This is a genomic window from Mycobacterium sp. NBC_00419, from assembly GCF_036023875.1.
In the GTDB taxonomy this organism is placed as follows: Bacteria; Actinomycetota; Actinomycetes; order Mycobacteriales; family Mycobacteriaceae; genus Mycobacterium.
Map to the genome: position 1 here is coordinate 2,696,712 of NZ_CP107931.1, position 21,852 is coordinate 2,718,563.

General features: G+C 65.9%; 22 protein-coding genes. 12 read left to right on the forward strand and 10 right to left on the reverse strand.

Annotated features, from left to right (window positions below; genetic code table 11):
* Position 1: 1 nt before the first annotated feature.
* The 3 genes from OG976_RS12870 to OG976_RS12880 all read left to right on the forward strand — a co-directional run bounded on the left by OG976_RS12870 (position 2) and on the right by OG976_RS12880 (position 2,909).
* Positions 2-934, forward strand: a complete 933-nt coding sequence (locus tag OG976_RS12870; protein ID WP_328363517.1) for an NADP-dependent oxidoreductase — start codon at positions 2-4, stop codon at positions 932-934.
* A gap of 15 nt (positions 935-949) precedes the next feature.
* Positions 950-1,603, forward strand: coding sequence for a nitroreductase (locus OG976_RS12875; protein ID WP_328362752.1), 654 nt, complete (start codon positions 950-952; stop codon positions 1,601-1,603).
* 73 nt (positions 1,604-1,676) lie between these two features.
* The gene (locus tag OG976_RS12880) at positions 1,677-2,909 is read left to right on the forward strand and encodes a serine hydrolase domain-containing protein (RefSeq protein ID WP_328362755.1); all 1,233 of its coding nucleotides are present in this window, start codon (positions 1,677-1,679) and stop codon (positions 2,907-2,909) included.
* 3 nt (positions 2,910-2,912) lie between these two features.
* Here OG976_RS12880 and OG976_RS12885 read toward each other — a convergent pair whose 3' ends face one another.
* Both OG976_RS12885 and OG976_RS12890 read right to left on the reverse strand, forming a co-directional pair.
* A complete protein-coding gene (locus OG976_RS12885; protein WP_328362758.1) occupies positions 2,913-3,677 on the reverse strand; it encodes a DUF1906 domain-containing protein in 765 nt (254 codons plus the stop codon).
* A gap of 2 nt (positions 3,678-3,679) precedes the next feature.
* Complete coding sequence (locus OG976_RS12890; protein WP_328362761.1) at positions 3,680-4,342, reverse strand: L,D-transpeptidase family protein; 663 nt, start codon at positions 4,340-4,342, stop codon at positions 3,680-3,682.
* A gap of 187 nt (positions 4,343-4,529) precedes the next feature.
* Here OG976_RS12890 and OG976_RS12895 point away from each other — a divergent pair, with 187 nt between their 5' ends.
* Positions 4,530-5,297: a bestrophin-like domain gene (locus OG976_RS12895; protein WP_442930532.1), complete on the forward strand. Its 768-nt coding sequence runs from the start codon at positions 4,530-4,532 to the stop codon at positions 5,295-5,297.
* Positions 5,298-5,305: 8 nt separating this feature from the next.
* Here the strand turns inward: OG976_RS12895 and OG976_RS12900 are convergent, their stop codons facing one another.
* Complete coding sequence (locus tag OG976_RS12900) at positions 5,306-6,382, reverse strand: NAD(P)H-dependent amine dehydrogenase family protein (protein WP_442930476.1); 1,077 nt, start codon at positions 6,380-6,382, stop codon at positions 5,306-5,308.
* 87 nt (positions 6,383-6,469) lie between these two features.
* Here OG976_RS12900 and OG976_RS12905 point away from each other — a divergent pair, with 87 nt between their 5' ends.
* Positions 6,470-7,417 carry a threonine ammonia-lyase gene (locus tag OG976_RS12905; protein ID WP_328362770.1) on the forward strand — a complete coding sequence of 316 codons (948 nt, stop codon included), beginning with the start codon at positions 6,470-6,472 and terminating at the stop codon, positions 7,415-7,417.
* Positions 7,418-7,429: 12 nt separating this feature from the next.
* On the opposite strand, the gene OG976_RS12910 is transcribed toward OG976_RS12905, so the two are convergent.
* On the reverse strand, positions 7,430-8,428 hold the full coding sequence (locus tag OG976_RS12910) for a glycoside hydrolase family 6 protein (RefSeq protein WP_442930533.1): 999 nt from the start codon (positions 8,426-8,428) through the stop codon (positions 7,430-7,432).
* A gap of 187 nt (positions 8,429-8,615) precedes the next feature.
* On the opposite strand from OG976_RS12910, the gene OG976_RS12915 reads away from it, so the two are divergent.
* The 5 genes from OG976_RS12915 (at position 8,616) to OG976_RS12935 (ending at position 12,920) form a co-directional block, all read left to right on the forward strand.
* Positions 8,616-9,251, forward strand: a complete 636-nt coding sequence (locus OG976_RS12915) for a TetR/AcrR family transcriptional regulator (protein ID WP_328362776.1) — start codon at positions 8,616-8,618, stop codon at positions 9,249-9,251.
* 31 nt (positions 9,252-9,282) lie between these two features.
* Positions 9,283-10,524 (forward strand): acyl-CoA dehydrogenase family protein, encoded by a 1,242-nt coding sequence (locus OG976_RS12920; protein WP_328362778.1) that lies wholly within the window; start codon positions 9,283-9,285, stop codon positions 10,522-10,524.
* A gap of 74 nt (positions 10,525-10,598) precedes the next feature.
* Complete coding sequence (locus OG976_RS12925; protein WP_328362781.1) at positions 10,599-11,264, forward strand: cyclase family protein; 666 nt, start codon at positions 10,599-10,601, stop codon at positions 11,262-11,264.
* Between the two features lie 22 nt (positions 11,265-11,286).
* A complete protein-coding gene (locus OG976_RS12930) occupies positions 11,287-11,781 on the forward strand; it encodes an ASCH domain-containing protein (protein ID WP_328362784.1) in 495 nt (164 codons plus the stop codon).
* 107 nt (positions 11,782-11,888) lie between these two features.
* The gene (locus tag OG976_RS12935) at positions 11,889-12,920 is read left to right on the forward strand and encodes a fused (3R)-hydroxyacyl-ACP dehydratase subunits HadA/HadB (protein WP_328362787.1); all 1,032 of its coding nucleotides are present in this window, start codon (positions 11,889-11,891) and stop codon (positions 12,918-12,920) included.
* A gap of 27 nt (positions 12,921-12,947) precedes the next feature.
* On the opposite strand, the gene OG976_RS12940 is transcribed toward OG976_RS12935, so the two are convergent.
* The gene (locus OG976_RS12940) at positions 12,948-13,811 is read right to left on the reverse strand and encodes a universal stress protein (protein WP_328362790.1); all 864 of its coding nucleotides are present in this window, start codon (positions 13,809-13,811) and stop codon (positions 12,948-12,950) included.
* A gap of 151 nt (positions 13,812-13,962) precedes the next feature.
* Between OG976_RS12940 and OG976_RS12945 the strand changes: the two genes are divergently transcribed.
* Positions 13,963-15,336, forward strand: a complete 1,374-nt coding sequence (locus OG976_RS12945) for an APC family permease (RefSeq protein ID WP_328362793.1) — start codon at positions 13,963-13,965, stop codon at positions 15,334-15,336.
* Positions 15,337-15,481: 145 nt separating this feature from the next.
* Here the strand turns inward: OG976_RS12945 and OG976_RS12950 are convergent, their stop codons facing one another.
* Positions 15,482-15,979 carry a hypothetical protein gene (locus OG976_RS12950; protein WP_328362796.1) on the reverse strand — a complete coding sequence of 166 codons (498 nt, stop codon included), beginning with the start codon at positions 15,977-15,979 and terminating at the stop codon, positions 15,482-15,484.
* Between OG976_RS12950 and OG976_RS12955 the strand changes: the two genes are divergently transcribed.
* Positions 15,957-17,699: a ParB/Srx family N-terminal domain-containing protein gene (locus OG976_RS12955; RefSeq protein ID WP_328362799.1), complete on the forward strand. Its 1,743-nt coding sequence runs from the start codon at positions 15,957-15,959 to the stop codon at positions 17,697-17,699. The genes OG976_RS12950 and OG976_RS12955 overlap by 23 nt on opposite strands.
* Positions 17,700-17,722: 23 nt before the next feature.
* Here the strand turns inward: OG976_RS12955 and OG976_RS12960 are convergent, their stop codons facing one another.
* From OG976_RS12960 to OG976_RS12975, 4 genes are read right to left on the reverse strand one after another with little or no spacing between them, the layout of a single operon-like run.
* A complete protein-coding gene (locus OG976_RS12960; RefSeq protein WP_328362802.1) occupies positions 17,723-18,154 on the reverse strand; it encodes a DUF5078 domain-containing protein in 432 nt (143 codons plus the stop codon).
* 31 nt (positions 18,155-18,185) lie between these two features.
* Positions 18,186-18,509, reverse strand: a complete 324-nt coding sequence (locus OG976_RS12965) for a DUF732 domain-containing protein (RefSeq protein WP_328362805.1) — start codon at positions 18,507-18,509, stop codon at positions 18,186-18,188.
* Entirely contained in the window at positions 18,506-21,415 is a 2,910-nt protein-coding gene (locus tag OG976_RS12970; protein WP_328362808.1) for an MMPL/RND family transporter, read from the reverse strand. The genes OG976_RS12965 and OG976_RS12970 overlap by 4 nt, the downstream gene beginning before the upstream one ends.
* Positions 21,412-21,840: an MmpS family transport accessory protein gene (locus tag OG976_RS12975; RefSeq protein ID WP_328362812.1), complete on the reverse strand. Its 429-nt coding sequence runs from the start codon at positions 21,838-21,840 to the stop codon at positions 21,412-21,414. Before OG976_RS12975 ends, OG976_RS12970 begins: the two co-directional genes overlap by 4 nt.
* Positions 21,841-21,852: the final 12 nt, after the last annotated feature.

Here is a 21,852-nt window from a genome sequence, read left to right on the forward strand (position 1 = left end):
CATGACGGCACTGCGCGCGCACCACCGCGGCGGACCCGAGGTCCTGGTTGCCGAGCGGGCACCACGTCCGGAGGTGGGCCCCGACGAAGTCCTCGTCGAAGTCCACGCCGCCGCGATCACCTTCGACGAACTGACATGGGACGAAACCTGGCAGCGTGCCGGAGTGGACCGGACACCGACGATCCCGTCGCACGAGGTGTCCGGCGTGATCGCCGGGGTCGGGCCCGACGTTGTTGACCTTGCCGTTGGTGACGAGGTCTACGGGTTGATCCCCTTCGACCGCGATGGAGCGGCCGCCGAGTACGTCGCCGTGCCAGCTTCATGCCTGGCGCAGCGGCCGACGACGGTTACCCATACCGTGTCGGCGGCTGTCCCGTTGGCCGGCCTGACCGCGTGGCAGGCGCTTGTCGACCATGCCGCAGTTCAACGCGATGAGCGGGTGCTGGTGCACGGCGGCGCCGGGGGTGTCGGCGCACTGACCCTTCAGCTGGCCGTGAGTCTCGGGGCTGATGTGACGACGACCGTGCGCAGCGACAGCCACGACCTCATGGCCGCGCTCGGCGCCAGCCAAGTGATCGACACCAGATCCGAACGGTTCGATAGCCCGGACGTGCCTTACGACGTCGTGATCGACACCGTGGGCGGGGAGACGCTGGCCCGATCCTTCGAGGTGTTGCGTCCTGGTGGTCGGCTGATCACGCTGTCAGCACCACCACCGCCGGGCAAGGCTGAGGCCTTCGAGGTCACTGCCACCTTCTTCGTCGTGGTGCCACACCACGCACAGCTCGCCCACCTGGCGGAGTTGGTCGATGCGTCGAAGCTTCACGTCGCCATCGCCGCCACCTACCCGCTACTCGAAGGTCGAGCCGCGTTCCTGAGCGGGCGCCAACCGCACCGCCGCCCAGGCAAGACCGTCCTCGTCGTGCGGGACTGACGAAAGGCAGCCACGGTGTACGACCTGGAGAAAGCGATCCGCGACCGCCGGTCCACCCGCTTGTTCCTGCGTGACAGGCCGGTGCCCGAGCAGTTGGTATCCGAGGCTTTGGAACTGGCGATCCGGGCGCCGTCGAACTCCAACATCCAACCCTGGCAGGTGGTGTTCGCATCCGGGCCGGCCCGAGATCGGCTTGCCGAAGCACTCCTCGAACAGGCCGGGATTGCTGCTCCACATGTTCCTCCGCTGCCGGAATCGTTTGCACACCTGCGCCGTGAGCTCGGAGCCCTCGTCTACGGCGCGATGGGGATCTCGCGCCATGATGCCGAAGCACGACGTATCGCCGTTCTGCGCAACTGGGAGTTCTTCCGCGCACCACTGATGGGTGTGGTGTGTATGCATTCCGAGCTGGACTACGTCGACGCGCTCGGTGTCGGGATGTTCTTGCAGACCTTCCTGCTGGGGCTCACTGCGCGGGGCCTCGGCAGCTGCGTGCAGGTCTCGGTAGCCGGCTACCCGGACATCCTGCGCGACACCCTCGGCATCGGGGACGACCTGCGCATCCTGTGCGGCATCGCGATCGGCTACCCCGATCCCGACTTCGCCGCCAATTCCCTTGCTGTGCCACGCAACCCGCTGAACCAGAACGTCGTATTCGTCACCGACTGACAATCGCGCACACCGAAACCCGCCATCGGGGCCGCGTAGCGGAATACGCTGCCGGGAGCGAAAGGGGTGTGCCATGGTGCTCAAGGTCGCGGTGTCGCCGGACATGATGGGCGGCGACGTCGACGAGGGCTTCGGAAAGGTCGCCGACGTTTTCCGCGCGAACCTTGCCTCCGGCCGGGAAGTCGGCTCGGCCGTCGCGGTCTACCACGGCGGCAAGAAGGTCGTCGACCTGTGGGGCGGTTACCGCAACGGGCTCACCAGAGAGCCGTGGCAGGCCGACACGATGGTCAACATGTTCTCCACGACGAAAGGCATTTCGGCGCTGACTGTGGCCGCCGCGGCGTCGCGGGGCCTGCTGTCGTTCGACGCCACGGTGTCCGAGTACTGGCCGGAGTTCGCCCAGGCCGGCAAGGGGGCGGTGACCGTCCGCCAGTTGCTGGCTCACCAGGCCGGCCTGTGTGCCCTCGACCCCGCACCAACCCTGCGGGACGTGTCCGACCCGGCACGGCTGTCCCCGATGCTGGCCGCGCAGCCGCCGGCGTGGCCGCCGGGCACCCGCCAGGGCTATCACGCCATCACCCTGGGCTGGTACCAATCCGAACTCATCCGCCGAACCGACCCTGCCGGGCGCACCCTGGGCCAGTTCCTGGCCCAGGAGATCGCCGGGCCGGCCGGTCTTGATCTGCACATCGGCGTTCCCGATGACGTCGACCGCGCTCGGATTGCGCACCTGCACAACTGGAAACGCCCCGAAACGCTGCGGCACCTGCACGAGATGCCGCCGGGGTTCGTCGCGGTGGCGCTCAACCCGTTCGGGCTGAGTGCGCGTGCCACATCGATGCCGAGCGACGTCAACCCCTGGGGCGGCGACTACAACCGTGACGCGGTGCGCGCCGTGGAGATGCCGTCGAGTAACGGGCACGGCACGGCCCGCGCGGTCGCGCAGCTCTACGGCGGGGCGGTGACCGGCGCCGAACAGCCCGGGCTGAGCTCCGATGTTCTGGAGGCTCTTGCCGCGCCGCCCGTCACTCCGAGTCGCAGTTCCCGCGACAAGGTGCTCAACGTGCAGACCGCGTACTCGCTGGGCTTCAGCAAGCCCAAGGCACCGTTTGTGTTCGGCTCGTCCGACAAGGCCTTCGGCACAGCGGGTTTCGGAGGCTCATTCGGATTCGCCGACCCCGACACGGGTACCGGGTTCGCCTATGTGATGAACCGCCTGGGTTTTCACCTCTTCAGCGACCCGCGCGAACTCGCTCTGCGCAAGGCGGTGTTCGAGGATGCGCTGGGGGCACGCCCGCAGACCTAGTCCCTAGCGCGGCAGGTCCCATTGGCCGAAGTCCGGTGCCAGCACGTCGTCGACGTCGACATGGACGCCGCCGATCATTGCGCCGGGATCCTCTGCGGTGACGACCTCGGTCTGGAAGAGCACCGCGGCCGGTTCGCGCTGGCCCGCCGACCAGGCCTTGGTCTGCCACGCCCAGCGATAACCGGGGCTGCTCGACTGACCCACCACGCCGTCACCGATAGCCCAGCCGCATTGGCTGCGGCCACCATAGATGCCGGTGCGCTGCACACCGAGTACGGAGTTGATGCCCTGAAACCATTTGATGCCGAGGCTTTTCCAGGTCGCGGCATCGATGGGCTCGTCCACGCTGAAGAAGATCGGCGCCGAGTCCGGCCCCCCGGCCGCACCGTGCAGGCTCAGCGCGGTCTGCGCATCGGCCACCCCGCCGTCATAGCCGCGGGTGAAGTCCGACGGTGAGTTCACCCAGCCGGGCTTGCCGTACTGGTAGCAGCTGACCACGTGCAGACCCTGGGCCCGCAGTCCGTCGGCGTACTCGCGGGTGACGGGCTTGAAGTCGAAGGTCGCGCCGGGCCGCAACTCCGAGACGTACACCAGTGCACCGTCGAACCCGGCGGCCTTGATCTGCTCCGGTGACACCAGGCGTTCGGCGAAGTCGATCAACCGCAGACCGTCCGCACGCGCCTGCGGCGCCGCGAGTCCGGCGGCCAGGGTCCCGGCACCGGCCAGCGCGAGTTGCAGGACCTCACGCCGCGAGACCGGGGGTGCCACGGCTAGGAACCGGCGGTGATCAGCGACGGGTCCCCCACACCAATGGTGATGCGCGGGTCGGCGGCGGGGTCCAGCCAGCTCAGGATCGAGCGCATCTCATCGCGCCCGATCGCGACGCATCCCCAGGTGGGGTTGCCGTCGGTGACGTGCAGGAAGATCCCGGCCACTTTGCCCGGGATGCGTTGCGGATTGGAGGTGATGTTGACCGCATAGTCATAGACCGGTCCGGAGTCGTAGAGGTTCTCCGCGATGCCTGACGGCTTGCCTGCGCCGCGCACGTGGGTGTTGTAGGTCGGCGACTTGGCGTCCTCGTCCCACCAATCCTGGTCAGTGGCTTGGAAATACGGCATCTTGGTGCCGGGGTTCGGTTGACGGCCGAATGCCTGGTCGAAGCCGAATGTTCCCTCCGGCGTGCGGTAGACGCCGTCGGCGGGCGCGCCGACGCCGAGTTCGCCCACCTTGGCCGGAGTCGGTCCGAGCACCACTTTCCAGTCCTGGCCCACCCGTTGGTAGGCGGTCAGGGTTCCGGTGGTTGCGCTGGCCTTCGGCACTCCGACGACGATCCACTGGCTCGGCTGGCCGGCCGCGGGTTCGGCTGCCGCGGGAGCGGCGAGCGACAGGCTCAGCGCCACCAGCCCGAGGAGCGTCGCGAGTTTTCTGGACATTCTCACAGTGGGCTCATGGTAGCCCGGCAACACCGCGATCCCCGGCGACCGTTACCAGAGGTTTATTCGATCCGGACAGCGCCGACATCTTCGCCGATCATCGGCGTTGATCGACAGGTGGGCTGTAATCTCTGCCTCTGCGGGGGAACGAGAGAGCGGGGGCGCAGTGACTCCACTTCTGTTTTCTGTGCTGGTTTTCGTCGGCGTTGCTCTCGCCGCTGCGTTGGGTTTTCGGCTGCACAGTCTTGCCTTGTTCAAGACTCAGGACGACGAGTCGCGCTCGGCGATGCGGGTCGCTCTCGGGCTCACATCGACGTTGACCGCAGTCGTACTCGGCTTGGTCGCCGCGTCCGCGATGAACGACTACGAACGCGCCAACGCGATGGTCGCCGGCCTGGCGATCGACTCCCTGACCCTGGACAACGTCCTGGAAAGCTACGGTCCCCAAACTGACCCGATCCGTAAGGAGGTCAAGGCAGGCCTGCGACGCCGAATCGACACCATCAGCTCCCCTGATGCGTACGCGGAATGGGACACCCAGTCGGCCTCAACCGCGAGCTCCGGGGGTGGGGTGGAGGCGCTCTACACCGCGGTGGCGGCCCTCAAACCCACCACCGACCTGCAGGAGCGCCTGCAGACCCGCGCACTCGACATGCTCGGTGGTGACCTGTCCTTCGGCGACGGCAATATCGCTCAGAAGCGATGGCTGTTCTCGGTGCACCCGGCGACGCTACCGGCGGTCTTCTTCGCCGTCGTCATTCTCTGGATGCTGTTGGAGTTCTTCAGCTTCGGGCTTCTGTCACCGCGGTCGCCGGCGGTCTACCTGTCGATAGCGGCCGCGGCCATCGTCGTCACGAGCGCGATCTTCCTGATCATGGAACTCGACGACCCCCTCGGCGGGCATGTCCGGGTTTCCGTCGAACCTCTCAAACGGGCGATAGCGCTGATCGGCTGACCGCAGCACTACTCGGCAGCCGACGCGAACGCACCGAGCGGCGTGGTCAAGGGCAACTCCAGCGACGACACCAGGCCCGGCGGAGCCGCGACGACGTAGGGAACGGCGTTGAGACACCGCATCGCCGTCGCGACCATACCTTCATCACCGGCCGTGCCCGGTTCACCGATCATCAACTCGCACATGAGATTCGGCGATCCCTCGATGATGACGCGGTAGGTTCCGTCGCGGCTTGCACTCGGCCAGTCGGGCGCCAGGTCGGGCGCCATCCGGTTGACGTGCTCGATGACGATAGCGTCGCGGCCGTCGACCACGCCGATCGACTCCATTCGCACTGCGCCACAGGTCCCTGCTTCGATCACACCGCACGCCACGCTGAGATCCCTTGGAGTGGGCTGGCGTTCGTAGGTTTCGCGGATCTCGTCGAGGGTGACGCCCAGTGCCGCGGCGACATAGTGCACGGGTGGCCCCCAGGCATGCTGTTGCACCCCGGGAAACTGCATCATCGGCGTGAAGTCGAGTGGTTTACCGAAGCCGAAGACGTCGCGCATCATGAATTCGTCGGGATAGGTGTCGTAGCAAAATATTTCCTGCGTGCGGATAGAGGTGATGGTTCGCGACATGGTGGTCAGCACCGCAGCCAGCTGGTCACCGGCGAACCCCGGTTCGACGCCCGAGGCATAGAGCGAGGCACCGCCCTCGGCGGCCGCCGCGTCGAGTTGGGCGGTGAGTTCGGTGTTGAACGAGCGCGGGTAGACCAGGCCGGGCGTGCTGACGGTCACCACGTTGATGCCGGCGCGCAGCAGTTGGCAGTACATCGGGACGTTGACGGCATCGAGTTCGGGGCCCGACGCGGTGTACACCGCGCAGTCGGGTTTCTGGGCGATCAGGTCGTCGAGGCTGCGTGTCGTGCGCAGTCCCGTCGGGGATCCACCGAGCAACTCACCGACGTCGCGGTCCGCCTTGCCCTCGCTGTGTACCCACACCGCAACCAGATCGAGGCCGTCGCGCTCGAGCACGGTCTCGGCGACGAGCGTGCCGACGGTACCGGTGGCGATGACGGCGATCCGCAGTGCAGGGCTCATGCGGGCCATGCTCGTCGGCGCGCGACCACGACAACAGCCCACTCCCGCTGAGCGAGAGCGTCACCCGTGGTCTGCCAGACTCGAGGGATGCAGCTGGTCGACATCGACGACATCAGGGCGGCCGCCGAGCGCATCCGCGAGTCGGTCGTGCGCACCCCGCTGCTTCCCGCGCTGTGGGGCGATCCCGACCGGCCGTTGTGGATCAAACCCGAGAATCTGCAGGCGATCGGGGCGTTCAAGGTGCGCGGCGCGTTCAACGCCATCGGCCGTCTCGACGACGCGGCCAGGGCCCGCGGAGTGGTGGCCTACTCCAGTGGCAACCACGCCCAGGCGGTGGCGTACGCGTCGTCGCTGTCGGGGATCACCGCGCACATCGTGATGCCCGAGGAAACACCCGTCATCAAGGTCGAGGCGACGCGCCGGCTGGGCGCCGAGGTCGTGCTGTGTGCCGCGGGCCGGCGCGAGGCCGTCGCCGAGGAACTCGTCGCGAGCACCGGCGGGGTGCTGATCCCCCCGTTCGACCATCCCGACGTGATCGCCGGCCAGGGCACGGTCGGGCTCGAGATCGTCGAGGACCTTCCCGACGTGGACACCGTGCTGGTGCCGGTCAGCGGCGGCGGCCTGGCCTCCGGCATCGGGACCGCGATCAAGGCGATCTCCCCCACTACCACCGTGTTCGGGGTCGAGCCTGAACTGGCGGCCGACGCCGCCGAAGGGCTACGTCTGGGGCACCGGGTCGACTGGTCGATCGAACAGCGCAACCGGACCGTCGCCGACGGCCTGCGCTCGCAGCCCTCGGCGTTGACCTTCGCGCATCTGGAGCGGGTCCTCGACGGCGTGCTCACCGTGTCGGAGGACCAGATCCTCGACGCCGTGGCCGAACTCGCGCACCGGGCGCATCTGGTGGCCGAGCCCAGCGGCGCGGTGACACTGGCCGCCTATCGGCACGCCGCGCTTCCGCCGGGGCGCACGGTCATCGTGTTGTCCGGCGGCAACATCGCGCCGGAGCTGCTGGCGAGCGTGCTGTCCGCCTGAGGTTCGGCGTCCCTACACGCCCGCGTTACGGGCCAGGCTGACGGCGTAGGAGTTGATGAACCGCCCGGCGCCCGGCTCGCCGCGGCCGCACGATCCATCGGACTCACCGGGACGCTTGACCCACAGGAACGCGTCGATGTGCCCGTTGCCGGTGTCGGTCGTGGGCCGCACGCCCAATGCCCGGCCGGGCGGGTTGCACCAGTACATCGAATCGCCCTCGACCGGTCCTGCGCCGTTACGCGACGTGTCGATGACGTAGTGGGCGCCGTTGGTCTGTGCCGAGATGGCTTCCCCGTAGCCGATCTCCTCACCGGTGCTGAAGAAGTTGGCGGTATTGAGGCTAAAGCCGCGTGTCTTGCCGACGCCGACCTGGTTGAGCCGGTTGGCCATCTCGTCGGCGGCGACCCAGCGCGAGTGGCCGCCGTCGACGTACACCGCGGTGCCGGGATTGGCGGTCAACGTGTCGACGGCGTAGCTGATCAGGTCGAAGCGTTCCTGGCGCGCGCTGCCCGACAGGCAGTCCGCCATGGCCAGTGCGTCGGGTTCGAGGATGATCGCCGCGGGCCCCGAACCGATGGCGGCGGCGACGCCGTTGATCCAGCCCCGGTAGGCGTCACCGGAGCCGAAGCCGCCCGCCGCGAAGTTGCCGCAGTCGCGATGCGGGATTCCGTAGAGCGCCAGCAGCGGGATGGTGCCCGCGGCCTGCGCGGCGCTGATGTACTTGGCGTCGACCGACGGCGTGGACAGGCTGTCCATCCAGTACGCCTGCGGGGTGTTGGCGATGTAGGCCAGCTCCGGGCTCGACGGGTCGGCGTTGGCGGCTCGCATCGCGGCCGAGTTGGGATTCACATAGAGCGGCAGCCCGGCCAGCGGGTTGCCTTCATCGGCCAACAGCACCAGCCGGTTCTCGCCGGCCTGGGTGGGCCCGGCCACCGCGGCGGTGAGAACCACCGCCGCGACCGTGAAGAAGGGAACGATCCATCGCGCGACTGCGCCGGCAGCTGAGGACACCACGTCAAGGAAAGTAGTGCCGCGTGTCAATATGTGCCAATCCGCACCCGGCGGACACGGCTGCAGCCAAACAACATTGGGCACACTGGTCACATCGACACCTGGCGCGATCCCTAACCGCCGTCTGCGACCCGCGTGAAGCGGCCGTCAAACAGTCAACTCTGACCGCGATCGGTAGCCTTCCGGTATGACCGAGCCCGCTCCTGAGCGCCGCACTCACGGCACCCGCCGTGCGGACAGCAGCGCGCTGATCCTGCAGGCGGCGGTGCAGACACTGGTGGCACACGGCTACAGCGGCGCCACCACGGTGACGGTGCAGGAACTCGCCGGCGTATCCCGGGGACGGCTGTTGCACTACTTCCCTTCGCGTGAGGCACTGCTCGTGGCGGCGGCCCAGCATCTGGCCAGCGTGCGCATCGAAGAGATGGAGCGCTGCTTCGACACCGGGCCGGCCGGCGCCGCGAGCGGGGCAGACAGAGTCGACTACGCAGTCGATTTACTGTGGAGCACGTTCCGCCAGCCCTACTTCTGGGCGGCGATGGAACTGTGGGTGGCGGCGCGCACGAATGCCGAGCTGCGGGCGGAGCTCATCGACAGCGAGCGCCGGCTCGGACGCGCCATCGAGCACGTCATCGCCACCATGTTCGGACCGGTGCACAGCAGTCACCCGGCATTCGACGACGTGCGCGAGCTGCTGTTCACCAGCATGCGCGGCGTTGCGCTGACCTATGCGCTCGAGGGCCGCGACCACGACGTCGATCCCCACCTGGCGTTGTGGAAACGGCTGGCCCGCGCGGCCCTGCTGGCCAACGAAGGGGATTGACAGTCAACTCTGACTGTTATTGTCTACATCCATGACGGCGACTTCCGCGGTGACGGTGCCGCGTACCCAGGACCACATGACCCACGACGTCTGGCTGCCCGACGAGATCGTGTCGCTGCGCGCCGAAGCCCGCGTTGCCGTGGAGAAGACGGTCGTCCCGCATGCCCGCGAGATCGGCCAGCGCCCCGAGTCCGTCGACAGCTTCCCGTGGGCGGCGTTTCGCGGCCTGGCCGACGAGGGCATGTTCGCGGTGCCGTTCGGCCCGGACTACGGGCGCGGCCTCGAGCACCCCTTGCTCGGCACGTGCACGGTGGCCGAGGAGATCGCCTATCACTCCTCGTCACTGGCCGGTGTCTACGACGGCCAGTGCCTCCTGGTTCCGCAGACCCTGCAGTTCGCCAGCGAGGAGCTGCGGGCACGGCTGATTCCGGAGCTGGTCAGCGGCCGGGTGGCGTTCTCCTTTGCGACCACCGAACCCGAGACCAGTTCTGATCTGACCGCTGATCGGCTGCAGACCGTGGCCGAGGAGACCCCCGACGGATTCATCCTCAACGGGCGCAAGCGCTGGATCACCAATAGCATTGTGGCGGGCTGGGTTTCGGTGCTCGTGCGAGCCGGGGCCGATGGCAACCGAGCGTCCATGCTCCTGGTGGACCTGTCGTCGCCGGGAGTTCGGATCGGTACCCCGGACCTCAAGATGGGCCACCGCGGCCAGATCACCGCCGACATCGTGTTCACCGACGTCCAGGTACCCCGCGCCAACCTGCTGGGCACCGTCGGGGGCGGAATGGCAGTGGCCTTGTCGGCCCTGGTGCGGGGCCGCATCGGCATCGCCGCCGCCGGCGTCGGAGTCGCCCAAGCCGCACTCGATCTGGCAGTGCACAGGCTGCGGACCCGGCAGGTGTTCGGCGCTCCGCTCGGGGCGATGCAGCACTGGCAGTTCGTCATGGCCCAGCGCGCCACCGAGATCGAATGCGCGCGCACGCTTTACCAGAAGGCGGCGACCCTGATCGACCGCGGTGACCGGGGTGCCGAACCCGAGGCCGCGATGGCCAAGGCCTACAGCACCCGCCTGGCCAACGATCTCGTTCGCGAGGCCATCCAGATCCACGGCGCGCTCGGCTTCGCTCAGCAGGTCGGCGAGACAGGAGAATCGGTGCGGCTCGAAGAGATGTACCGGGACGCGAAGATCCTGGAGATCTTCGAAGGCGCCAACGAGGTACAGCAGTGGATCATCGCGCGCCAGCTCATCGGACGGGACGTCACGGGCTAATCCGGATGCGCCCGGCGCGCATCGGCCCTACTGTCTCTGCGGTCGGTAGGGCTGTTCGTCGGGAGGACCAGGTAGTGATCGTTGATCTGTCGCACACAATCCGCGCGGGGTTGGTGACCTACCCGGGACTGCCCGCCCCGTCGATCACCCCGTATCTGACCCGGGAAGATTCGCGCCAGGTGTATGCGCCGGGAACTGAGTTCGCCATGGACGTCATCACCATGATCGGCAACACGGGAACGTATCTGGATTCGCCGTTTCACCGCTACGGCGACGGCGGTGACCTGGCCACCCTGGACTTGGCCACCCTCGTCGACCTTCCGGCCACCGTGGTCCACCGCCGCGACGTAGCGTCGCGCGCCGTAGACGTCGCGGAGTTGCCCATCGATATCGAGCCCGGCTCGGCGGTGTTGATCGACACCGGCTGGGACCGCCACTTCGGTACCGAGGCCTACGGCATCGACGCACCCTTTCTTACCGAGGCGGCGACCGCACGACTGGTCGAGGCCCGGGTGGCGCTCGTAGGAATCGACTCGGTGAACATCGACGACACCAGTCCCGCCGCGGCCGGCCGGCGGCCCGTGCACACGATCCTGTTGGCGCATGGCATCCACGTCGTCGAGCACCTGACCAACCTTGCGGCGCTTCCCGCCCGAGGCGCCCGCTTCTCGGCGGCACCACCGCGAATTGAGGGCTTCGGCACGTTTCCCGTCCGCGCCTATGCGGTCGTCCCCGAATGAGGCCGGCGGAGAGGTCTGTTGGGTGACCGCCCTGGTCCCACCGAATCACGAAGCGGCACTGGCGCTGTGGCGTCATTATGTCGATACGCACCCCGATGTGCCGTCGATTCCGGAGCCGGCCGTCGAGCAATTCGGAGACTCACCGCAGCTGGCTGACGACTTGCTCGCCCTGATCCTGCGGAGAACCAAACGCGCCACAGCTGGATTGGTCGCCGACTATGAGACTGCCGGCGAGCCGGTGCCCGGAGTCGGAGGCCACTGCGTCGTCTGCGATTCAGCCGGCCGACCGCAGTGCGTGACGCGCACGGTGGACGTGCGAACGGGCCCGCTCGACAGCGTCGACGCGGCGTTCGCATGGGACGAAGGCGAGGGCGACCGCACCCGCGAAAGCTGGCTGGCCGAACACGAGCGCTTCTTCCGGGGGCGGCTGAACAGTCTGGGTCTGCCCTGGTCCCGCGACGTGGACGTGGTCTTCGAACGATTCGAGGTGGTGTGGCCGCAGGACGTCGCCGAGTGAATGCCGGGCACCGGCTGAACCCACTACCTGCATTTGTGGCCCTGTCCGGACGTTAGGGTTCTCCTATCGGCTTCCGTGAACAGGCCGATGGAAGAGTTGAGACATTCATGACCGAAGCACCAGCAGCGTCGGCGCTCGAATCCCGGGTCGGCCACTACTACCAGATGGACGGCACCTACCTGGTCGGCCGCGAGAAGCTGCGCGAATACGCCCGCGCCGTGCAGGACTACAACCCCGCACACTGGGATGTCGCCGCTGCCGCTGAGCTGGGCTATTCGGACGTGATCGCACCGCTGACGTTCACCTCGGCGCCGGGCATGCAGTGCAACCGGCGGATGTTCGAAGAGATCGTCGTCGGCTACGACACCTACCTGCAGACCGAAGAGGTCTTCGAGCAGCACCGCCCCATCGTGGCCGGCGACGAGCTGCACATCGACGTCGAACTGACCTCCGTGCGCAGGACGGCGGGCCGCGACTTCATCACCGTCACCAACACCTTCACCGATGCCGCGGGCGAGCGGGTGCACACCCTGCACACCACCGTCGTCGGCATCACCGCCGAGGATATTGACGCGGGAGTCAAAGCGGCCGTGCAGAAAGCCATGATGCACGACATGAACATCATCGACCTCCCGGGATCGGACGGTGACTACCAGAAGGAGGAGCGGCCGGCAGGCGAGGTCCGGATCTCCGACGGCGGACTGACCCGCGCTCCCGGCACGCCGTCCTTCGACGAGCTCACGGTCGGCGACGAACTACCTGCGCACCACACTCGGCTGTCTCGCGGCGACCTGGTCAACTACGCCGGGGTTGCCGGCGACGCCAACCCGATTCACTGGGACGAGGACATCGCCAAGCTGGCGGGGCTGCCCGATGTGATCGCCCACGGCATGCTCACCATGGGCCTGGGCGCCGGGTTCGTCTCCGACTGGACCCGCGATCCCGGGGCGGTGACCCGCTACACGGTGCGGTTGTCCCAGCCCGCGGTCGTGTCGGCCAAGGAGGGTGCCGACATCGAATTCAGCGGCCGCATCAAGTCGTTGGATCCCGAAACCCGAAGCGGCGTCATCATTGTCGGCGCAAAATCGGACGGCCAGAAGATCTTCGGTCTGGCGACGCAGCACATCCGCTTCAGCTGATGCGGTAGCGGCGCGAGCGCAGCCCGTTCAGTCGCGCGGCCACACGATCATGGGCACCGGCAGCGCCCGCATGATCTTGCTCGCCGAATGACCGAGGAAAAGCCGCTTGGGCTGAGCCAGCCGGCTGGAGCCGATGAGGACGACCTCGCTGTCCTCGAAGTCCAGTCCCAGCACCGCGTCTTCAAGCGAATTCCCATGGCCGATAACGCTTGTCACCGATGTTCCAGCCGGAAGCGCGGCAGTTGCGCTGTCCACCAGACCCGCGGCGTGTTGCTCGGCGAGCTTTGTCCACTCGTGACGGCGTTCGTCGCTGCCGCCCTCGCCGACGGCAACCAACGACATCAACCGCAGCGGAACCTTCCATTCGGCAGCCAATCGCACGGCACCGTCGAACAGATTCTCGTTGCCCGGCCGCAAACCGATGGCACAGGTGATTCGCGTGATGCGGGGGTGCGGCTCGTACTCGGCCGGCGCGAGTGCGACCGGCACCTCTGACGCGTGCAGCAGGGCGTCGGCCAGGCTGCCCAGCCCGAAGCGCCCACTGCGCACCCGATGGTAGGTGCCGACGACGATCAGCCCCGCCTCACCGTGATCCGGATCGGTGGCCGCGTCGAGCAGGCCCTCGGTGATCGAGTCCGCCCGACGCAGATGACCCTCGGCCTGTACACCGGCCGGCACGTGGGCCAATCCATCCTCGAGCCATTCCCGGCCCTGCTCTTCGACTTCGGCGTTGAATGCCTGATCGGGTGAGTACCGGTGGAAGGTCGGGGCATCACTGGGCAGCACCGAGACCAGATCCAGCGTCGCACCTGAGGATCTCGCCAGGGTTGCCGCGAGATTGACCGCGTCAAGACCGCGTTGGCGGGGGCCATAGCCGACGACGTACCGCATGCTTCGGACGCTAACACGCGTCATCGACCATGGTGGGCGACTATAAAAACGTTCTTGCTCTGTGACGGCTGGCTGCCAAAAACCACCGGACGAGCCGCCGTTGTGATAGGCCACAAAGGACGGATTCCGACGAGACGATGGCGGGTCGAAGATGAGTCAGGTTGCCTCTGGCGCAAAGGGCACCACCCAGCTGGCCCGCACGCTCAGTTTGTGGGCGATCGTCGGACTCGGGCTGGGCTACATGACGCCGACGGTCGTCTTCGACACCTTCGGCATCGTCTCGACCGAGACCGGCAACGTCGTGCCGACCGCCTACCTGTTGGCGTTGGTGGTCATGATGTTCACCGCGATCAGCTATGGGCGGATGACGCAGATCTTCCCGTCAGCAGGATCGGCCTACACCTACACCTCGGAAACCATCGGGCACAACGTCGGATTCCTCATCGGTTGGGCGGCGCTGTTGGACTATCTGCTGCTTCCGTTGGTCAACGCGCTCATCATCCGCAGCTACCTTTACTCGTTCTTCCCGACCGCCCCGGCCTGGATCTGGGTCGTCGTCTACGTCGCCGTCATCACCGCCATGTGCTTGTTCAGCATGACCAACACGTCGCGGGTGAACATGGTGCTGGTCGTCTTCGAGGTCGTACTGATCGGGGTGTTCCTCGTGCTGGCCGCCAAGTCGCTGATCGACGGTATGGGCAACGGAACCGTGTTCTCGACACAGCCGCTGTGGCACGAGGGGGTGCACCTCAATTTGGTGATCACCGGCGCCACCATTGTCGCGTTCTCATTCATCGGTTTCGACGCGATCACGATGTACACCGAAGAGGCAAAAGACGCTTCGCTGGTGCCGAAAGCGATCCTGCTGGCATTGGTGATCGGTGGCGCCATCTTCTTCGTGTCGGCGTTCTTCACCCAATCACTTTTTCCCGACGTGTCCAATTTCAGCGAAGAATCGCTGGAGAACAGCGCCCTGCCTGAGATTGCGTTCAATGTCGGTGGGCATCTGTTCAAGATCCTGCTCACATCGGCGGCGTTCGCAGCCACGGTGGCATCGAGCCTGGCTTCCCACGCCTCGGTCTCACGACTGCTCTACGTAATGGGCCGCAACGGCCGCGGACCCGTCGGCCGCTTCTTTGGCTACCTTCACCCAAGCTTCCAAACCCCCGCGTACGCAATCATCTTCGTGGGTCTGGTGTCGCTGCTGGCGATCTCGTTCAACCTCGACTTCGTCGCCTCGCTGATCAACTTCGGTGCGTTGATCGCCTTCACCTTCGTCAACCTGACGGTGATCATCTACTTCGCCTACCGGCGTCGCGAAGTCCACGGCGGACGTGAAATCTTCAAGAACATCATCTTGCCGTCCATCGGCGTGATGCTCACGGTCGTTCTGTGGCTGTATCTTTCGGCCGAGTCCACCCGCTACGGGATCATCTGGTTCGGCATCGGGATTGTCGTGCTGCTATGGCTGACGCGGTTCTTCCGCCGTCCGTTGAATGTCAACATGGGCGACCCCGAAGGCTGACCCTTAAAGCCCCCTTGGTCGAAACTCGCCGAAAGTGTTGCGCTGAATCTGCCCGCACGTTAATTTATCCGCGGGTGCTCAGAATTGACTTCTTTCACGCGTGTCAATGATCGAGCGTTTGGAGTGGCGGCCGGTAAACGGCGCCCTAACAAGGGGGAATCGTCTTGGCTGTCAACACTTCACCGTCTCGTCGCACTGCACCGGGCCGCAACCGGCGTCGCACTCTGCCGGTAGTGCGCTGGCTACAGGTCGGCACGGCGGCAGCCGGGATGGGTATCGCGTTGGCCGCGGCCCCCACCGCGCTGGCGGATGACGGATCCGGCACCTCGGCATCGTCGGCCAGGGATGCGCACAGCACGACGTCATCGCAGACGGCGGCCCATAGCCCCTCGGCCGCGGGCCGCAGTGCTAGAGCGGCATCGAAGGGCGCGGGGGTCACTCCCGCTGCGGCGAGTGCGAATGCGAGTTCACGACTCACAACGCTGTTGGCAGACAACGCCATTGATGCAGCCACCCCATCTGAAGCAAGCACGGCCACCACGCACGGGCGCTCGGCCCGCGTCGAGGCCTCGACCGTCGCGGTAGCCCCGGCCACCAGTACATCGGATACCAGCAGTGCGGTGGCGACAGCCAACACCACCACCACTGCATCCCTGCAGGCGCAGGCGAACCCACTCGGACAGCTGTCGGCGTTCCTCGGTCTGCCCGGCGCGCCGGCCACCTCCGCACCCAGCCTCGGGGCGTTCCCGATCCTGTTCAACCTCACCCTAGAAGACCTGTTCAGCGGGACCGGGCCTGCGGCGGTGACGAACCCCACCGCGGTCGTGACCGGCCTGTTCAACCAGGTGCTGCGCATCAACCCGACGGCCACCGAGCTGCAGAACTACCTTGACGTGTTCAACCTGACCGGAGTCAACGGAGTCGTCGCCGGCCTGTACAGCTCCACCGCATTCCGCCAGACCGAGGTGAACAACTTCTACCTCGAACTCCTTGGGCGCCCTGCCACCCAACAGGAACTCGCCTGGGACACAACGCGGTTGATGTGGGGCCTGTCCGAGCCCGTGTTCGCCGCGTCGATCGCCGGCAGCAAGGCGTTCTACGAGTCCAGCGCGGACGGGGGCGGGCCGCTGGGTCCGGTGCCGACCGCCACGAGTTACGTGAACCTGCTCTACCGCACGCTTCTCGGCCAGGCGGCCGACCCGACCGCACTGTCGGCGTACGTGCAGGAGCTTCAGGCCGGTCTGCCGATCGGCTTGGCCGCGCTGCAGTTCGTGACCTCCGATGCCTACCGGCAGGCAAAGGTGCAGGAGATCTACTCGGTCCTCGGCGAGACGGCCACCACCGAAGAGATCACCAAGTACGTCCAGAACTGGTTCTGGAACGGCGGACTGGCTGGGATCGCCACCAGCCTGCTCGCGACCTCGAGCAACGTCGGGAACATCGAGGGCGGGCAGGTGGTGCTGCCCGACATGGCGGCCGCCGCGCAGTTGCAGCAGCTTCTGCTGGCCGCCTACACCGAAACCCCCGAGGGCTTCGTCAAGCTCTACGGCACCCTGGTGGGCGACTGCAGCGACACCGGGAGCGCCGCCTGCATCAACCCCGCGCTCTACTCGCTGCTGACCACCGGTGGCGCCGATCGGGGCCTGTCCAACAGCAGCCTGACCCTGAAGTCGATCACCGTGCAGGTCGCCGACTTGATCCCCACCCAGAACGAGATCGACCTGAAGAAGTCGCTCAAATTCCCGCTGCAGGACCCGGCTTCGCTGACCACGTACTTCAGCGGCGGCGTCATCCAGCCGTTCGGCAACCCCATCGTGACCGCAGACGGTGGCGCCTACATCATCGACGGACACCACCGGTGGTCGGCGATCGTGCTGATCAATCCCAACACCCAGGTGGCCGCGCTGGATCTCGGATACGTGCCCACGCCACAGGACGGACTCAAGGAGGCGCAGATCGGCGTTGCGGCCACCAAGGGCTTCCTCGCCGTGTCCCCGGGCGGAGGCATCAACCTCTACACCACCGACGAGCAGACGTTCAATACCGCGGTCCGCGGCTACATCGAGACCGCGGCCGATGCCCACACGCAAGAGCCGCCTCCGAACATCCCGTGGACGGATCAGGTTCTCAACGTCTTCACCACCTACCTGGGGCTCGACGGTCAGACCACCGACCAGAAGTACACCAGCATTGAGAACTACCTGTGGAGCAACGTCCTTCGGATGCGTGCACTCAACCCGTTCATCCCCGGGGCGACCAGCCGCGAGGTCATGCCGCAGACCGATCCCCTGCCGGTGACGCAGGGATACCTCGCCAGCGGTGCCTTGAGCTACTCGTTCCCGACCATCTCCTACCTCGGCTGAACCGGGGCCGGTTCAGCCGAGGCTCACCAGACCCACACCGACGTGTCGTCTCGCGGGTACTGTTTGCAGATGTCAGTGGTGTGCGCCGCCACGCCCTTGTTGTTGAAGAACACCTTGGCCCAGTTGGGCCAGATCCACGCCAGCTGTTCATAGAAGGCGTTGGTGGCCGTCTCCTCCGAGTAGGCGCGGCGACCGGCGTAATCCATTGAGTAGAACCAGTGGATACGGTCCTTGACTGCCTGCTGTACCTCAGGTGACTTGTTGTTGTAGTCGGCCATGTATCGCTCGTAGTAGACCGGCTCGACATCGCGCGCCGCAGCCAGGATCTGCTCGGCGGTGCACGTGGTCCGCAACGTGCGGCCCGGAATCGGGTAGTCGTCTGTTGCGTCGGCGAGGCTCACGGCGGCGATTGCAACGCCGACCGCGAAGATGAGGGTGAGAAGCACTACCAGCATGCCGAGCTTCCGCATCAACCCGGATGTCTGACTAGCGGGCCGCATCAGCGATCCGGCCGAACTGTTCTGGGCAATAGGTTCGCACGGCAGCTGCCAAGAACTGCCAGGCCTGCTCTGTGGTGGTGCCGTGGGAGAGGTTGTCGTGGACGAAAACTGCAGAGGCATAGGCATCCTTGTCGACTCCGCGCTCAGCGCGTTTACAGGTGATCTTGCCGATCCAGGCGTTGTAGTCCCGTTGCCCGTAGATCCCGTAGGTGTGCAACTCGGCGGCAAAGTCGGTGTCGGGATCGGCGGCCGCAGGTGCCGCGAGCAGCACTGCGGTCAACGGCACCGCCAGGATCGACGCCCACCTCATACCAGTACCCCTACCGCCGGATCGGTCTGCGGCTGAGCCACTTTCGGCCAGGGTGCTGGTATCGGGCGAACGCGCACACGCTGCGGCCACCAGTACCACCGCCCCAGCAGAGTGGCGAGGGCCGGCGTCGTGAACGCCCGGACGATCAGGGTGTCGAAGATCAATCCCAAACCGATGGTGGTACCGACCTGACCGATGACTTTCAGCTCGCCGACCGCCATCGTCATCATCGTGAAGGCGAACAGCAATGCCGCGGCAGTAACCACCGAGCCGCTACCAGCGAGGGTGCGGATGATGCCCGTGCGGACCCCCGCACCGACCTCCTCCTTCAAGCGTGAGACCACCAACAGGTTGTAGTCGGCACCCACGGCCAGCTGAATGATCATCGCCATCGGCAGCACCATCCAGTGCAACTCCAAGCCGATGACGTGCTGCCAGAGCAGAACTGAGATACCAAAGGAGGCACACAGCGACAGCGCCACCGAGCCGACGATCACTGCTGCGGCAATGATCGCCCTGGTGATGATCAACATGATGAGGAAGATCAGCCCGAGGGCGGCGATGCCCGCGATCATCAGGTCGTACCTGGTGCCGTCAGCCATATCCTTGAACGTCGCCGCCGTGCCTCCGACGTAGATCCGCGCCCCCTCAAGCGGGGTGCCCTTCAGGGCCTCTTTGGCAGCTTGCTTGATGGCGTCGATCTTCGTGATGCCATCGGCCGACAGAGGATCGCCCTCATGAGCGATGATGAACCGCACAGCATTTCCGTTCGGGGAGATGAACTGTTTGATCCCGCGCTTGAAGTCGTCGCTCTCGAACGCGTCCGGTGGCAGGTAGAACGAATCGTCGTTCTTCGCCGCGTCGAAGGCCTGCCCCATCGCCTCAGAGTTCTTTTGCATCTCGGTCATCTGCTGCTGCATACCGTTCTGCGACTGGTACATGGTCAGCATCATCTGCTTCATCGACTTCATCGTGTCGATCATGGTCGGCATGAGCGCAACCATCTGCGGCATAAGAGAATTGAGGTGCTCCATATCCGGGATCAAGCTCTGAATACTGTCGGTCATCGTGTTGATGCCATCGAGCGCATCGAAGATCGACCGCAGCGCCGAGCAGACCGGGACGTCGTAGCAGTGTGGTTCCCAGTAGAAGTAGTTCCGCAGCGGGCGGAAGAAGTCGTCGAACTCCGCCATCTGGTCTCGAACCTGGGCGAGCGTAATGGACATGTCCTTCATCTTCGTGACCATGCTGCTGGTGGTCTCGGCCATCTGCACGGTGATGCCCCGCATCTTCTCCATCGAGTCGATGTTGGTCTGCATGTCGTCGGCCTGTTTGAGCATGTCGGCCGTCCGGTCACCCTGATACTGCTCGTTGAGCTTGCTCAGCAGGCCTTGCTGGGACAGCGCGTACGGAATTGTGGTGTGCTCGATGGGCTGACCGTCCGGACGCGTAATCGTCTGTACCCGACCGATTCCCGGCACCCGGAACACCGCCTTGGCCACCTTGTCGATCACCAGGAAGTCCGCCGGATTCCTCAGATCATGATCGGTTTCGATCATCAGCATCTCCGGGTTGAGTCGCGATGGGTCGAAGTGCCGTTCGGCCGCGGCGTAGCCCAGGCTCGACGGGATGGTGGACGGCAGGTACTTACGGTCGTTGTAACTTGTCTGGTAGCTCGGCAGAGCAATCAGACCGATCAACGAGATCGCCAGGCTGGCAACCAGAATTGGCCCGGGCCAACGCACCACCGCAGTGCCGACCTTGCGCCAGCCGCGCGAACGTAGCGAACGCTTGGGATCGAGCAGGCCGAATCTGCCCGCCACCACGATCAAGGCCGGCCCGAAGGTCATCGCGAACGTAACCATCACGATCATGCCGATGGCCAACGGCACGCCAAGCGTCTGGAAGTACGGCAGACGTGTGAAGGTCAGACAGAACGTGGCCCCGGCGATCGTGAGCCCTGACGCGATGATGACATGCGCGGTGCTTCCGAACATGGTGTAGTACGCGGATTCTCGATCCTCGCCGAGGCTGCGCGCCTCTTGATATCGGCCGATGAGGAAGATCGCGTAATCGACCGCGATCGCGATGACCAGCGTGACGAGCAGGCTCGTGGCGAAGGTCGAGAGCCCGATGATGTTGTGGTAGCCCAGGAATGCGACGAAGGCGCGCACGGTCGCCACACTGATTCCGAGCATCGTCATGACCAGCAGAGTGGTGCCGATTGAGCGGAAGAACGCCAACAGCATGACGAGGATGACCACCATGGTCAGCGCTTCCACCGTCTTCATGCTGCTGTGGCCGATTTCTTGCTGCTCGGAGGCCAATGCCGCGCCACCCGTCACGTAGGCCTTGACCCCCGCCGGCGCCGGTGTCTCGTCGATGATGCGGTGCACCGCGGCCACCGACTCGTTTGCCTTGGCCTCGCCTAGGTTGCCGACCAGGTTCACCTGGGCGTAGGCGGCCTTGCCATCGCCACTCTGGACGCCTGAAGCAGTCAGCGGATCACCCCAGAAATCCTGGACGTGCTCGACGTGCGCGGTGTCCGCACGAAGGCCCGCAACCAGTTTCGCGTAATAGGCCCGGGCATCGGCGTCGAGCTTGTTCTGGCCCTCGAGCACGATCATCGCCGAGCTGTCGGACTTGAATTCCTCGAAGACCTGACCGATCTTCTGCATCGCCACGGATGCGGGCGCAGTCTTGGGGCTCATCGACACCGAGCGCATCTCGCCGACCTTCTCGAGCTGGGGCGTCGAGACGTTGAGGAAGACAGCCAACGCGATCCAGCCGAGGAGGATCGGCACCGAGAGCTTGCGCATCACCAGTGCGATGCGGCCGAAGTGCACACGGCGGTGGATCGGCACCGGGATCTCCTCGGTCACCGCGTCCGACACCGGGGCGCTCACGCGGACTTCACAATGCAGTAGGTCTGGGCGTTGTAGCCGTCGACGGTGCGTTCCGCGCGCAGCTTGTCGTCGACGTAGACGCGGCAGCTGAGGGAGTCAGCATCACCCTGCGCGACGAGTGTCGCGGACACGGACGGATCCGTTGTCGACAGCGTGAGTGACCACGGCAGACCGACATCGCTCGCCCGCTGCGGCATCGCATCGAGGTCGGTGTAGTTGACGTTGACGGTGGCACCTGCCGGACCGGACACCTCGTAGCGCACCACCTTCGGGTTGAACCGCTCGGCGTCACCGCCGAAGTTGGTCGGTGCCACCAGGACCGCCTCCGAGCCGAAGATCCCACGGATCCGGCTAACGGCCGTGCCGCCGACCACGATGACGGCCACCATCACCAGCGGCAGCCACACCCGTTTCAGCGCTCTCATCCCGACTTCTCC